8 protein-coding genes and 1 pseudogene are annotated in these 15273 nt (G+C 47.8%); 7 read left to right on the top strand and 2 right to left on the bottom strand.

The window, feature by feature from the left end:
- The coding region (locus tag DXB92_RS04850) for a family 43 glycosylhydrolase (RefSeq protein ID WP_147330019.1) at positions 1-1758 on the top strand (1758 nt) is incomplete at its 5' end.
- A complete protein-coding gene (locus DXB92_RS13325) occupies positions 1740-1985 on the top strand; it encodes a hypothetical protein (RefSeq protein WP_147330018.1) in 246 nt (81 codons plus the stop codon). The genes DXB92_RS04850 and DXB92_RS13325, both read left to right, overlap by 19 nt.
- A gap of 91 nt (positions 1986-2076) precedes the next feature.
- Here the strand turns inward: DXB92_RS13325 and DXB92_RS04845 are convergent, their stop codons facing one another.
- On the bottom strand, positions 2077-7518 hold the full coding sequence (locus DXB92_RS04845) for a leucine-rich repeat protein (protein WP_181976908.1): 5442 nt from the start codon (positions 7516-7518) through the stop codon (positions 2077-2079).
- Between the two features lie 505 nt (positions 7519-8023).
- Positions 8024-9058, bottom strand: a complete 1035-nt coding sequence (locus DXB92_RS04835) for a cellulase family glycosylhydrolase (protein ID WP_117732799.1) — start codon at positions 9056-9058, stop codon at positions 8024-8026.
- A gap of 405 nt (positions 9059-9463) precedes the next feature.
- Between DXB92_RS04835 and DXB92_RS04830 the strand changes: the two genes are divergently transcribed.
- The 5 genes and pseudogenes from DXB92_RS04830 (at position 9464) to DXB92_RS04810 (ending at position 15099) form a co-directional block, all read left to right on the top strand.
- Positions 9464-10219: an AraC family transcriptional regulator gene (locus DXB92_RS04830; RefSeq protein ID WP_181976907.1), complete on the top strand. Its 756-nt coding sequence runs from the start codon at positions 9464-9466 to the stop codon at positions 10217-10219.
- Between the two features lie 66 nt (positions 10220-10285).
- The gene (locus DXB92_RS04825; protein WP_117732795.1) at positions 10286-11449 is read left to right on the top strand and encodes a GDSL-type esterase/lipase family protein; all 1164 of its coding nucleotides are present in this window, start codon (positions 10286-10288) and stop codon (positions 11447-11449) included.
- Between the two features lie 201 nt (positions 11450-11650).
- Positions 11651-11776 (top strand): annotated as a pseudogene (locus DXB92_RS04820) (MFS transporter); the annotation flags it as partial.
- Between the two features lie 280 nt (positions 11777-12056).
- Complete coding sequence (locus tag DXB92_RS04815; RefSeq protein ID WP_117732793.1) at positions 12057-14099, top strand: DUF2079 domain-containing protein; 2043 nt, start codon at positions 12057-12059, stop codon at positions 14097-14099.
- A 22-nt stretch (positions 14100-14121) separates the two neighbouring features.
- Positions 14122-15099: a glycosyltransferase family 2 protein gene (locus DXB92_RS04810; protein WP_021681160.1), complete on the top strand. Its 978-nt coding sequence runs from the start codon at positions 14122-14124 to the stop codon at positions 15097-15099.
- Positions 15100-15273: the final 174 nt, after the last annotated feature.

Genomic DNA, 15273 nt, shown 5'->3' with positions numbered 1-15273 from the left:
AAAAACTATCAGATTCCGGAAGATGCCACGAATATGGTGCTGTATGTGGAAACCGCAGAAAGTACAAATAACTTCTATCTGGACGAGGCAATCGGTGCTGTGGGCGGAACGTCCATCCTCGGTGCAGGGGAATCCAAGCCGTTTCATCTGGGCGATGTCAATGCAGACGGTGTCATTAACGGCATAGATCTGGCACTGGCACGGCAGGGCGTTTCCGGTGCATTCTCCGGCAATGCAGCAAGTCTGGCAGCAGACGTAGACCAGAGCGGCAGCGTAAACGGTACAGATCTCCAGCTGATTCAGGATTATCTGCTGGGAAAAATCACAGAATTTCCGATCGCAGAAAAAACTGTGGATACAGCAGCAATGGAAAAACTGTTTGCCGGAATTACGCCAGCTGCCAGCTATAAAGCAGAAGGGGAAAATAACCCGCTGTTTACCCAGCGATTCGGAGCTGACCCTGGTGTCATGGAGTATAACGGCAGAGTGTATGTCTACACCACCAACGATGTCATTGAGTATGACAGCAATGGAAATGTCACCGAAAATACCTACGCACAAGTCAACAAGATCAACTGTATCTCCTCTGATGACATGGTAAACTGGACCGATCATGGTGCGATTCCGGTGGCAGGTACAGAGGGAATCGCCAAATGGGCAACTTGTTCCTGGGCACCCTGTGCCGCACACAAGACCATCAATGGCAAGGAAAAGTTTTTCCTCTATTTCTGTAACGGCGGAAATGGTGTCAGCGTGCTGACCGCAGACAGCCCCACTGGTCCGTGGAGCGATCCGCTGGGAAAGGCAATGATTACCAGAGAAACACCCAATTGCGGTGATATAACATGGCTGTTTGATCCGGCAGTTATGGTAGACGATGACGGAACCGGTTATTTCTGTTTCGGCGGCGGTGTGCCGGACGGAAAAGATGCTATGCCGGGAACTTCCCGCGTGGTGAAACTGGGCGAGGATATGATTAGTCTTGCCGGAACGCCGGTGACCATTGAAGCACCGTATCTGTTCGAGGATTCCGGTATCAATAAAATTGGTGACACCTACTATTACACCTACTGCTCCAACTGGAATACTTCCGGAAATTCCTACGGAATGACCAGCGGTGCTATTGAGTATATGACTGCCAGCAACCCCCTCGGTCCGTATACTTACGGCGGAGAACTGTTCCCGAATCAGGGGAAGTTTTTCGGACTGTACGGCAATAATCATCATTCCATCTGTGCGGTAAATGGACAGTTGTACTTGTTCTATCACAACCGCAGCGTAGAAAAGGCAATGGGGATCGAGGGCAATTATCGCAGTCCGCAGGTGGATCAGATCACAATGGCCGGTACGAAAATCAATACGGTTACCGGCACAATGAAAGGAATCGCACAGCAGAAGTCTGTGAATCCCTACGTCAAGAATCCGGCGGAGATGATGTCCGACCAAGCCGGCATCAATGTCCGTGGACTGGGTGATACAGTTGTCACGGAAATTGACAAGGGCGACTGGATCAAGGTCAGCGGTGTTGATTTTTCCAAGGGTGCATCGCAGATCATTCTGACAGCATCTTCAAAGTCCGGCTGTGCGGTGAAGATCTGCACCGGTTCTCCTACGGGAAAGGCTGTGGGGTATGCCGAGATTCCGGCAGGCGGCAAGCTGTCCGAAGTTTCGGCTGCGGTGCAGGGACTTACCGGAAATCAGGATTTGTACTTTGTATTCAGCGGTCAGGCAGAAATGGATTGCTGGATCGCAAAGTAAAGAAAACACCAGTTTCCCTAAAAAACAAAACGCTGAACGATCTTGTGCATAAGACCGTTCAGCGTTTTTTTATTGATTATGTTCGCGTAAAAATGAATACATGTAAGGCAACACTTTCAGTGTTTTCCTCAGTTTTGGCCGAGGCAATACCGCACAAAGAGCGTCTGGCGACTTTGCACGCCATCTGCTTGCAAATTTCCCGTCATATTTCACAAAAATGCTCGTGAATACATCAAGTATTCACTTCGCTTTTTGTTTCATCTGACGAAAAATTTGACGACGCATCTGTCGCACAATCTTTGTGCGGTATTGCCCTGATTATTTTGAAACCGGAAGCGTGTCGATCACACGAATCAAAAATTGCAGAAGATAGATCGTGTCAGATGTATCAATTTCATTATTCTGGTCGACGTCAGCATTTCGCTTTGCGGTTTTGTTCAGTTTCACAGCTCCGGTAAGGCATTTGTTCAGTAATACGCAGTCTGTGATGTCGATTTCGCCGTCCAGATTAACATCGCCGTACAGTGTTTCCAGTGTGTTGTTTTCCGAAAGTCCATAGGGATCCAGCGTGTAGAATGTCAATGCAGTATTATTGGAAGCATACCACTGTACGCATTGATTGCTGGTGTTGAAAATGGGCTGACAGTCAGATAACCGATAGTTTAAGGTTTCTACTTTGGATGTCGCAGTTCCTTCACTATTGATCGTAACCGCTTTGACAGTGATGTTATGCTCACTGTCAACTTCTTCCCACATCACAAGGAACTGTTCTTCATTGAGGGCTACCAATTGCGGTGTCCGTACACTGATGCCGTCCTTTTCTGTATGCTTTGTAAGAAAGATGGTGCTTTTAACATTGAGATCTTTTGAGAGTATGGTGACAAAGACGTTTCGCTGTCCTGATGCAGAATAGTTATTCTCGTCTGTCATATCTACAGAATTTCCGGCAATGATGCAGTTTTGTTTTGAAAGGGCAAATCCGCCGACAGAAACACCGGTGGCATTGTCTCCGATCCCGCCAAGAATGGAATAGGCATAATTGTATCGGACATCTGTGATTTTTCCGTCCACATCACATTTCGTGATTGCAACGGCACGAGGATTTGCATCGCCGTGGTCCACCCGATAGACCGATTTTCCGTCAGTACAGATAAACTGGTTGAAAGAATGGCTGACATAACCTGCCTGTACGAGGTTCATGACATCGGAATAGGAATCTAAAACTTTCAGTGTATTTTCATCAAGAACAAATGTCATGTTTGCCTGATGATTCAGTCCGTCACTGGAAGTGTACATTTCATGGCAGGTGTGGATGTAAAGCTTTCCGGCAGTTTCCGTCATTCGCAGAGAACCGGCATCGAATGGAATATACGTGTTTTCTCCATAGATCGATTTGGAATCTAATTTTTCCCAGTTCTTAGAGTATTTTACAACACGCATTATTTCTACGCTGTCATCATTATCAGGATTGGACTGCCCATAGACTAAAAAGTTGTAGTCGCTGCCGCTGTAATAACCGCCGAACAGTTTTAACTCATCAGAAATCGTCTGGGAATCCAACAGCTGGAAATCTGCGGAATAGTGTTCGATGACAAAGCCTTTATTGCGAATATGTTCTCCTCGCGTCAGTGTACCGTCCTCATTTTTGGTGAGATAGGAATTGACAGTGCTGGACCAGCCGCTGTAATTGTTGGCGGAGAGATTGATGCTGGAAGCACCCGCTGTAGTTTTGATGCCGTCTGCCGCACTTTTTGTGTGCGGTAATACAGTAATTGTAATTGTTGCAGAAAGCAGGCCGTTTTTGCTGGTGCAGGTGATTTCTGCGGTACCCTCATGCCATGCAGAGATCGTGCCGTTTTCATTGACGCTGACAACACTGCTGTCACTGCTTTTCCAGATATATTTTGCCGAAGAAGAAACATCAGAAACTGCGGTGAGTGTTTCCGTGTCGCCGGCGTTCAGCGTTGTTTTTTCAGCAGAAATGGAAAGTTCTGTTGCAGATCTCCAGTCCATGAATTCGAGAGAATAGGTGTCGTTTTCTTTTTCTACGACAACGACAACATCATCCATTTTCAGTAAGTTGAAAACATTGTTTTGCGTTGTGTTTCGGGCGAGTTCTGCACCGTCCTTCAGGCGGTATTCCACCAGGGTATTGTTATTGGCATAGACGATCAGACTATCGTTGGCGGCATTGTAGACAGTCCGCACACCAATACTGTTGTAATCGGAGTAACTGCTGGAATCATCTTCGACAGGACGCGACACGGAAAGAACTGTATCCATGCTCTTGCCGTTGAACTGATAGGCATAGAGCATGCCTACCAGTACACTTTGTGCGACAATGTATTTGTCATTCAGAACTTCCGCAGAACGCTGATGATTCATATAGGCATCTTGGCAGAGATACAGAAGGCAGTCCATATCCCGCTGAATCAGACCGCTTTCCATAAAGGAATTGGAAGAATCCAGCAGATACAGTTTGTTCTCTTCTACCTTTCCCATTGTCAGTCCTTTTCCGGGGTGATGATAGCCCCATGCATAATAGTCATAATAGCTTTCCATGTAAAAGGTGCCGTTCTGACTTTCAAAACCGTCAAAGTTATAGATTTTCACGCTGGGATCGACCTGTGAAAGGACATCGCCCTCAGGGCTTAGCAGATAGATTCGATATTTAGAGGTTTTATCCGTATTGTATCCTGCGAAATAAATGCGTCCCTGTGCATCTGCACCGATCGCTGTACCAGAATATCCGGATACCCAAATTTGTCGGAGCAGGCTCTGCGTTTGCAGATCGTAGACAGAGATCCGGCTCTGAGAAACTACATAGAGCATATCGCCGGTTGTGTATGCGTTTGTGCAGTCAGAAAAATTGTAGACTTGTTCATAGGTCTGGGTCACCAGAGAGTAGAAGAACAGCGAACTTCCTTGTAAAAAGTAAATGCCGTGGAGCTTTTCAGAGGGGATCTGCATTGTTGTAGTAGAAATGCTGGTGTAATTTAAAATCGTCTGATCCAGCTCTAGTGTTCCGCTGGTGGGCATGGTGAAACGTTCTCCGGTTACAGTGACAGCAATAGAATCAGTATATTTTCCGTTTCCGGCAGAAGCAGAAATTTCTGCGGAACCCGGTGCCACTGCAATGATGCGTCCGGTATTGGACACTACAACAGTATTCGGATCGGAGGATTCCCACGTAATGTCATCTGCAAGAAGCGGATTCAGGAATGCAGTGACCAATGCATTTTCTCCCACATGAAGGGTCGTGCTTTCTGCTGTGAGTTTCAATGTGTTGTCAAAGGTATCCAGATCGTGCCAGTTGACACGGTAACTGGAATCGTCCATCGATTTTTTTAATGAATCCCAGTCACTGGAAGAGGAAAGATGGGCATAGATGTGCAGATCGTTTGTACCAAGGCAGCTGGTAGAATATAATGATGGTGCATTTCCCTGAAAGATCATCGTTTTCAGAGAACGACAGTTATAAAAGCTGTAAGAATCGATCATGGTCAATCCAGCCGGCAGAATCACTTTCTGAACTTTCTGGTTGTTGTCCATTGCCTCGCTTGCGATCTGCGTAACCGTTTCGGGCACTGTCAGTACAGTTTGATTCCATGCGGACGGCACGACCAACAGGCTGCTTTTCTTTTTGTTATAGAGAATGCCGTCGACAGAAGCGTAACTGGGGTTATCTGCATCAACAACGAAATTTTCCAGACCATTGCAGGCATACAAATAAGAAACGTTCTCACAGTTTGTCAATGAAGCCGGAAATTGCAGGGTTCGCAGGGCATTGCAGTTTCTAAAAGCAGAACCGCTTAAAAATTCTGTTCCCTCTGGAATCTGAATGTCGGTCAAATGACTGCAGCCGTAAAATGCATTTGAATTGATCGCATACAGGGTGTCCGGAAGTGAAACGCTCGTCAGACGATTGCAGCCATAAAACGCGTTTTCGCCAATGCTGGTAACACCGTTTTCTACAACAACAGAGCGAATTCGATTGGCATAGGTCAAAAACGGCGTAACTGCTGTAGTTTCATCGTCAGACCAGTGTGAAGACACATAGTCGTACATGGTACCGACACCGGAAATGGTCAATGTACCGGTGGCAGCATCCAGCGACCATGTCAGTTCATCTCCGCAGAATCGGTTTGCTGTATTTGCGACAAAAGAAAAATTTTCTGTCGCAGCATATGTTTCTGCGGTGCTTCCGGTACTGCCAATGATCGTAAAACCACCGATGCTATAAAAATCGCCATAATCGCTCACGTAATAGCCAACGGCGTGATCTCCAATATAAGTAACACTTTCCGGAATTTCCAATGATACCATAGATTCACAGCCCAGCATTGCATAATACTCAATGCGTTCCAGAGAATCCGGAAGCGTAATGGAACAAATATCTGTATTGAAACTGAAGCACTCCGGAGAGATCGAAACTGTTCCTTCCGGTACCACAACATCTTCTGCGGAGCCGCGATATTTGTAAAGACAGCTGCCGATCATGACCAGATCGTCTGAAATGGCATTCAGATAAGCTGTTCCGTCAAAGGCTTTCCGTCCCACACTACGCAGAGAATCCGTTCCTGTGACAGATGCCAGATCTGTGCAGTTCCGGAATGCGGCATCGCCTACATAAACAGTCTGATTGAGATCCAATGAAGTCAGAGCAGATTTGCAGGCAGAAGCAGTGATTACAGTGACACCGTCAGGTACGGTAAAGTCCGTTTCTGTTCCATCAATCGCATACAAAATATAACCGCCCAGTATGATCGTATCTGCATCAATTGCATTCAGCATGGCGGTTCCGGAAAAGGCATCTTCATCGACACGGTGGATGTTCGGACCAAATTGAACACTTTCCAACATGGTACAGCCGTTGAATGCATCTTCCCGAATCGTTTCCAACGTTTCCGGTAATGTGATACTTGTCAAGGAGCTGCAGTTTGTAAATGCATAGGTGCCGATCTCTGTCAGATGTTCCGGCAGATTGACACTTGTCAGCTGAGGGCAATCCCAGAATGTGCCATACGGCAGCGTGGTCATCTGTTCCGGAACATGAGCACTGGTCAGTGCTTTACAGCCATCGAAAATACTGTATCCCATTTTGGTGATGGTGTTTGGAAGATCAACTTGCTGTAAACTTTCGCAGCCGTAGAATGTTCTGTCGCCGATTTTGGTAATGGAATCCGGAATGGTAACGGTTTTGAGTTTTTCCAATTCGCAAAAAATGTAATCGCCGATAGAAGTGATCCCATCACTGATAACAACTTCCTGAATGACATCTTTATACTCATAAAATGGCATTGAAGAATAATATGAAGTAGCATCCTGAATTTCTCCGGAGCCTGTCAGCGTCAGAAGACCGCTTTGTGTATCCAGTGTCCACGAGATATTCTCTCCATAAGTGCCGGAATAAGAATCCTCCCGTGTCGTGGCATCATCATTCTGTAAAGGGATCTCTTCTGAAGTCAGACCAGATTCTGTTTCTCCGGCATCATCTGTGTCGTCCGTCAGAGCATCGTAAAAGTCTGGTGTGTGCTTGTCAATGGGAATCTGATCGCCGTTAGTGTCTGTTTCGGGTTCTGTTGGTTCCGGAGAAGCTTCTTCTGTGGAGTCCTCCGGAACTGTTTCTGCTGCGGTCGGTGCAGATGCGGTGTCTGACGGCACAGCATCTTCGGCTGCCGCTGGGAAAGCTGACAATGTTCCGGCAGTCAGCACGCCCGCCAAAAGCAGTGCAGCAGCTTTTTTCCAATGCAAATTCATGTAAACATTCCTCCGTTTCTTTTGCAGCAGGTTCTTAGGAAAACGCCTAACGGCTTTATTCAGTATTGCCTTAGAGTTCAAGAGATTCCTGCATACAATTCTTTGAAAGCAATCAGTCATAAATTGTTGTGATTGTTTCCAATTTTATTTTACCATAATTTTCGTATTAAGTCAACAAAAAAATCCAGGGCAATACTGCACAAAGATTGTACGACAGATGCATCGTCAAATTTTTCGTCAGATGAAACAAAAAGCGGAGTGAATACTTGATGTATTCACGAGCATTTTTGTGAAATATGACGGGAAATTTGCAAGCAGATGGCGTGCAAAGTCGCCAGACGCTCTTTGTGCGGTATTGCCCCAGCATTCTGAAGAAATGATTTTCCTGAGATCAAATAAATATTGGTAAGCTTAAAATTAACAAGAAATATATCTTTTGCTGGCAATAAAAAATCTGCCCTGCACGCCATACAAGACAGATTTTTCCCTGAAAACAAAAATATCCTTACAGCTTTGCAGCCAGTTCTCTCTGCACACTCTCGTCCGGAATATCGACAATGCCGTAATCCTTTTCTTTATAATTCCAATACGCACGACCAATGCCGTATTTATCGAACACTGCACAGATGTCTGTTGCCCAGCGGATCTTGGAATCGTTGTCCGCCAGATCGATCACGCCGTATTCGCCGCAGTACAGCGGAATGTCCCGTTCCTCTGCAATGTCCAGTGCCGGACGGAACAAGGTTTCAAAGAAGTCCGGTCCCATTTCCGGCAGTTCGCTCTCGAAAATTGCTCCGGCGAGCTCCTGCGAAAGCATTTTGCTTGCTTCCCGATAATTTTCAATGGTGTTGGGATAGGGGATCCGGAAATCCGACGGCATACCCTTTACCCAATATGCACCCTGATGTGTAAAGATCAGCGGCTCATAGCTGTGGAACGTATAGGCAACCTTAGGGTCGGTGACCTCTGCCAGCATCGGCACGCTCAGCACGTTGTTGTACATGACACCGCCAAAAATGATCCAGCTTTCCGGTGCAAACTTTCGGATCTCTGCAATGGCATGCAGGGCGATGCCGTTCCACGCCTCCGCCACCTCCGGTTCAATGATCTCGTTCAGCAGTTCGAATGCCACCAGTTCCGGTTCGCCGCCGTAGCGTGCTGCGAGGATTTTCCACAATGTGTAAAACCGTTCCTGCAATGCCGTGTCATAGAAAAATACCGTCTTGTCGGTTTCGTCTAGCGGGTCAAAGGAATAGCCAAAGGTTTTGTGCAGATCCAGGATCATACGGATTCCGTGGGTTCTGCACCAACGCAGGCAGTTGTCCAGATAGAGATAGCCCTCTGACTTTGGGGTGCCGTCTTCTTCTTCCAGCAGTACGTAGTCCACCGGTACGCGGACGTGATCCAGTCCCAGCGATGCAATGTAGGCAATATCCTTTTCGGTGATGAATGTTTCGTAGTGTTCCTTAGAAGTGTCACTGTTCTGGGACAGCCAGCCGCCCAGATTGACACCGTGGAGATAATGATCTAATTTCCGCATGATTTTTCTTCCTTTCTGTGATTGCTTTTCGAGTGTTTTGCATTTGGTGATTTCATTATACGGATTTTTTGCAGTGCTGTATATTGTTTTTGTTGCATTTTTCGCAGAAATGTTGTATAATAAGAGAAATGCTGAATAAAGGAAACACTGCATAAAGCTTGTGCGTAAGATGCGTCGTCAGATTTTTCGGCAGATTGCACAGAAATTCCGCAGGCATACTGGATGTATGGCAAGGGATTTCTGGGCAATATGACGGAAAATCTGCAAGCAGATTGCGTGCAAAGCCGTCAGGCGGGCTTTATGCAGTGTTTCCTAAAGGCAACACTATGCTAAACCTGCAAGCGGGAGTTGTGCAGTATTGCCATAGAGGACATGCTATGCAAAAGGGGAGGAGGCTTTATGCATATGAATATCAATCAAGACTTACAGGAACAGCTGTTTCGCCAGCGGGAAGAACAGATCTGCCACTTGGATTATAATCAGGAGTTTCGCTATTACAATGCCGTTGCTTCAGGGGATATGGAAAGCGTCAAGGAATACCTGATGCCGGAAAATGATGACGCATACAGCGGCAGCGAGTACGGAAAGCTTTCCCAAAACAGCCTGTGGAATGCCCGCTATCACTTTGTGGTAGCGGTGGCACTGATCACACGGATCTGCGTGGAGCACCACATGGAACGGGAGATCGCCTACACGCTTAGCGATGTGTTCATTCAAAAAATTGATGACTGCAAGACCGTTGCGGAAATTGCCGCCCTGCATAACATTATGGTGCGGGACTTCACCAAGAGAATGCAGCTGCTGCAAAAAGCGGCATACTCCATGCACGTGGCTCGGGCAATCGACTATATTACCATTCACCTGCACGAAAAGCTTCAGACCGGCAACATCGCAGATGCGATCTCGATCAACCGCGGCTATCTTTCCACATTGTTCCGGCAGGAAACCGGAAAGTCACTTCACGACTATATCCTTGCGGAAAAAATCCATGCCGCAGCTCAGATGATCACCACTTCGGAAATGTCATTCTCTGAAATTTCTCAATACTACAGCTTTTCTTCCCAGAGCCACTTTATCCAATGCTTCCGAAAGGAACTCGGCATGACACCGCTGGAATATCGAAAACGGTATTATCGTTCCAGCGAAGTGAGTGAACTATAAGGCGATACCGCACAAGCTTTGTGCGGTGTTGTCATAAATATATATGAAGAAAACAGGAGAGAGAATATGAGTGAAAAATGGGTAACGGCATGGGGCAATGCCATTTCAGTTGCTGAACGCCGTCCGGAAAATTATGCGAAAAATCTGACACTGCGGTATCCGGCAAAAATGATGCTGGACGGCAGTGCACTGCGGATCACATTGGACAACTTCTGCGGAAATGAACCGGTGCATCTGACTGGTGCCACCGTTGCCGTGTCGGACGGTGCAGACGGCATTCTGCCGGAAACACTGGTTCCGCTGACTTTTTCCGGAAATGCCGGCGTGACAATTCCGGCAGGAGAACGGCTGCAAAGTGATGCGGCAGCGTTTCCGGTGGAAAAGGGAACGGCCATTGCAGTAAGTCTGTACTTTGCCGAATTCACGGAAATGCGTTCTGGTGTAGTGATTACAGGACCGCTGTCCGGCGGCTATTTTGCAGTGGGTGACCAGACTGCCAACGCGGTGCTGGATACGGACACTTCGAAAAAGACCCACACGGTGTATTTTCTCAGTGACATTGACGTGCTGACTGCCGCAGAAAATCGTACCCTGATCTGCTTCGGAGATTCGATCACAGCACAGGCGTGGCCGGATTACCTGATGGAACGCACTCTGCAATGCGGGGACGGTACCACTGCGGTGATTCGGAAAGCAGCAAGCGGAACGCGAATCCTGCGGCAGTATGACAACATCACCTATGATTCCTACGGGCTGAAAGGGGAAACCCGTTTCCCCAGAGAAATTCAGGTTGCCGGTGCAGACACGGTGCTGATCCAGCACGGCATCAACGATATTATTCATCCGGTGGGAACAGATGTCAACCGGTTCCGTCCGTGGAGCGACCTGCCCACCGCGGCAGAAATGATCGAGGGGCTGCGGTTCTATATCCGTACTGCCCGTGCCAGCGGACTGCGGGTGTACATGGGAACGCTGCTGCCGATCGAGGGCTGGCGAACCTATGCAGACTTTCGGGAAAAGCTGCGGAGCGAAGTCAACCAGTGGATCCGGACAACCGACGAAATTGACGGCTGCGTGGACTTTGACCGTGCAGTTTGCGATCCGGAGCACCCTACTGCTTTTGCAGCAGGCTATGACAGCGGCGATCATCTGCACCCCAGCCTGACCGCCTATGCCAGAATGGCAGAGGAAGTGCCGGAAGCACTGCTGCGAAACGAGGAGAGTCACTGACGTGCGAAGTCCTTAGGCAATACCGCACAAAGAGCGTCTGGCGACTTTGCACGCCATCTGCTTGCAAATTTCCCGTCATATTTCACAAAAATGCTCGTGAATACATCAAGTATTCACTCCGCTTTTTGTTTCATCTGACGAAAAATTTGACGACGCATCTGTCGCACAATCTTTGTGCGGTATTGCCCTTATCAAAAGACGATGTATGCCTGTTTTATCGGCTATATTGTGCAGGCAGTGGTAAACAACTTTGTGCCGCTGCTGTTTGTCACATTTCAGAAAACCTATCAGATCTCTCTGTCGAAGATCACATTTCTGATTACCATTAAGGCAATACCGCACAAGCTTTATTCAGTGTTTCCATAACGTAGTTATTGTCGTTTTACACAAAAAAAGCAGTGCAAATTTCATAGAGTATTGACAGCTTACAGAGAAAATGCTATAATAGGAAATAATCCGCATTGGTTTTGACGGTTGTATGTGATCGTTCATAGCGGAGAATTTTTGTGAAAGAAAAGACAAGGACAATACCGCATAAAGCTTGTGCGGTGTTTTCCGAATACAGGCGGCATCGTCCGCAGTATGAGGTCTTGAGAAAGGAGCAACTATGTTGGAAGATGAACTGCACCAGTCCGCGGCGGGAGATACACCGCCGGAGCCGGAAGCGAAAGAATCTGATGCCGCAGTGCCGGCAGAAGAAACCGGTTCCATTCCGGAGAAAACAACGGCGGCAGAGCCTGCGGAAGGTGATGTGCCGCCGGAACCGCCGAAGTGGAAAAAGGTGTTGCAGACGGCAAAAAAAGTGGTGCTGAAGCTGCCCTATCCCTATCTGATTATGCGGATTGTTGGCTGCTATTTCATGGTAATGGCAGCGTTCCTGCTGATCAACCGGAAAGAGATTCGGGGCGGCAGCCTGAACCCTGTGGAGAAATGGGAAGAATTTGTGGACAAGCTGCCGCTGCTGCCGGTATTGCTCTGTGTGCTTGCCGGATTTGTCGTTTTGACATTGCTGCGGCTTCTGCTGAAACGTATCTGGAAAAGCCGCTGCGAACCCGACGGGCTTGTGATGGTTGTCGGTGTTGTGGCAATGGCGTTCCAGACGATCTGGAGAACCAACAACTATTATTATGCACTGGCATTTATCGTGGTGTGCACCATTATTGCATGGTTCGCCTATCGCTACGGCTCGTTCAAGATCGTGGAAAAGCTGCCGAAAGCAGCGATCTATATTACCATTGGCGTGTTGATGTGCCTGATGGGAGCATTCATTGCCGTGTTCACCATTTACCGGCATAAGGTCTACGGCTCCATGGCATTTGACTTCGGCATCTTTGTACAGATGTATCATAACATGGCAGAGAGCTTCGCACCGGTCACTACCTGCGAACGGGACAAGCTGCTTTCTCACTTTGCAGTCCACTTCTCGCCGATCTATTATACACTGCTGCCGTTCTACTACATTTTCCCGACCCCGTATACCCTGCTCATCGGACAGGCAGTTCTGGTGGCAACCGGTGTCATTCCGCTGGTTGGCATTTGCCGGAAGTTCAAGTTCTCCAACATGGCAACGATCGGCTTCTCTGTGGTCTATCTGTTCTGCGTGGAACTGATCGCTCCGTGCTTCTATGACTTCCACGAAAACGCATTCCTGCCCATGCTGCTGATGTGGTTCTTCTATGCGGTGGAAAAGAAAAAGTATGTTCTGATGTACATCATGACGGCACTCCTTCTGATCGTCAAGGAAGACGTGTCGATCTACATGGTTCTTCTGGGACTGTTCTGCATTTTCCGTCTGGAAAAGCGGTATCACGGTGCCGTTATCACCGGCTTCTCCGGTGTGTACTTCGTTGTGGTGACCCGACTGATGGAAAAATACGGAGAAGGCGTGTTCACCTCCCGTACCTACGGCAATCTGATGACTGACAAGAGTGCAAGCTTCGGCAACATCATTAAGACTGTTATCACTGACCCGATGTACTTTATCACCCAGTGCGTGGACGAAAAGGATTTCAAGCTGATGCTGATCATCATGATCCCGCTGCTCTTCCTGCCGTTCGTGACGAAGCACTTCTCGCACTATTTTCTGCTGGCTCCGTTTATTCTGATGAATCTGGCACCGGGCTATGGCTATGCCAATGACTACGGCTTCCAGTATGTGTTCGGTACCACCACCTGCCTGATCTATGCGGCAATGATCAACTATGCCGAACTCAAGGGCAAGCATAAGGAATTCCTGCCGATCTTCATGAGCATCTCCGCCCTGCTGTTCTTTTCTTCGCTGGTGGGCGGCAATGTGGGTTCCAAGGAACTGTACGACAACAATCGGGAACGATATGACATCAAGGACGAACTGATCGATTCGATTCCGGAAGATGCCTCTGTGGCATGTGATTCGTTCTATCTGCCTCACCTTGCCCAGCGGGATGAGATTTACCTGCTGGACAGCAATGATGTGGAACCACCTTCCTTTACGGACTTCGTTATTGTCCGCACTGAGCAGAACGAGGAATGGGAGGATCAGGAAGTCAGCAAGCTGCAAACCGAAGGCTATGTATACTATGACGGCTGTCAGGATATGATGGATATTTACGTCAGTCCGGAATATCTGGCAGAGCACCCGGATTTACAGCTGGCAGAGAAAACGTACTGAACCCGAAAAAGAAGGTGTATATATGCAAAAACAAGACAAGATTTCGATCATTGTGCCGTGTCATAATGAAGAAGAAGTGCTGCCGCTGTTTCTGAAAGAAATTGAAAAGATCTATGAGGTAATGCACGCAAAGCACAATGTCGAAATGGAATATCTGTTTGTGGACGACGGCTCTGCAGACCGGACGCTGATGTTCCTGCGGGAACAGGAAGCCGAGAATCCGCGGGTGAACTACCTGTCCTTTTCCCGCAACTTCGGGAAAGAGGCAGCGATGTTTGCCGGTCTGGAAAAGGCTTCCGGTGACTATGTAGTCATTATCGATGCCGATTTGCAGGACCCGCCGGAACTGATTATCGAGATGTACGAAACTCTGCAAACCACCGACTATGACTGTGTGGCTTCGCGGCGTGTTTCCCGAAAGGGCGAATCGAAGATCCGGTCGTTCTTTGCGAGAATGTTCTACAAGGTCATTCGGAAGATCTCCAAGGTCAACATCATGGACGGAGCCAGAGATTTCCGCATGATGACACGCCAGATGACCGATGCGGTGCTGTCTCTGCGGGAGTACAACCGGTTTTCCAAGGGCATTTTTGCATGGGTCGGATTCAATACCAAGTGGATTCCCTTTGAAAACCGTAATCGTGAAGCAGGCACTACCAAGTGGTCGTTCTGGGGGCTGCTGGTCTATGCCATTGACGGCATACTGGCATTTTCCACAGCACCGCTGGCACTGTCGGCAATTCTGGGACTGGCGTTCTGTGCCATTGCCATTATCATGATCTTTGTAATCATCTGGAAAACACTGGCGTTCGGGGACAAGGTTGCAGGCTGGCCGTCGCTGGCATGTATTCTCTGCTTTACTGCAGGCATCTCGATGTTCTGCAACGGCGTGATCGGTCTGTATGTTTCCAAGACATACTCTGAAGTCAAGGGCAGACCGCAGTATATTCTGAAAGATGAAAAGGTGAAATCCCAGCAGAAATCGCTGTCGGAGAAATAAGGAAACCGTCGGCAAGATCTGTGCAGAATCAACAATAGCATTTTAAGAAAGAGAGCATCGTGAGAAATCACAGTGCTCTCTTTTTGCATGTTACCCCGTCTGCGAAGCCGCTTACGGTTTTTTTCTTGCAATTGTTTTATAAAAACAGTATAATAAAGGAAACACTGAATCAAG

Source organism: Ruminococcus sp. OM06-36AC (assembly GCF_003438725.1).
GTDB classification, from domain to species: Bacteria; Bacillota; Clostridia; order Oscillospirales; family Ruminococcaceae; genus Ruminococcus_C; species Ruminococcus_C callidus.
Note: the sequence above shows the minus strand (reverse complement) of the source record. Positions and strands in the feature narration are given on the sequence as shown.

Coding starts and splice junctions, on each gene's coding strand:
- DXB92_RS04845 (WP_181976908.1), bottom strand. CDS start 7,518: ATGAATTTGCATTGGAAAAAAGCTGCTGCACTGCTTTTGGCGGGCGTG.
- DXB92_RS04810 (WP_021681160.1), top strand. CDS start 14,122: ATGCAAAAACAAGACAAGATTTCGATCATTGTGCCGTGTCATAATGAA.
- DXB92_RS04830 (WP_181976907.1), top strand. CDS start 9,464: ATGAATATCAATCAAGACTTACAGGAACAGCTGTTTCGCCAGCGGGAA.
- DXB92_RS04835 (WP_117732799.1), bottom strand. CDS start 9,058: ATGCGGAAATTAGATCATTATCTCCACGGTGTCAATCTGGGCGGCTGG.
- DXB92_RS04815 (WP_117732793.1), top strand. CDS start 12,057: ATGTTGGAAGATGAACTGCACCAGTCCGCGGCGGGAGATACACCGCCG.
- DXB92_RS04825 (WP_117732795.1), top strand. CDS start 10,286: ATGAGTGAAAAATGGGTAACGGCATGGGGCAATGCCATTTCAGTTGCT.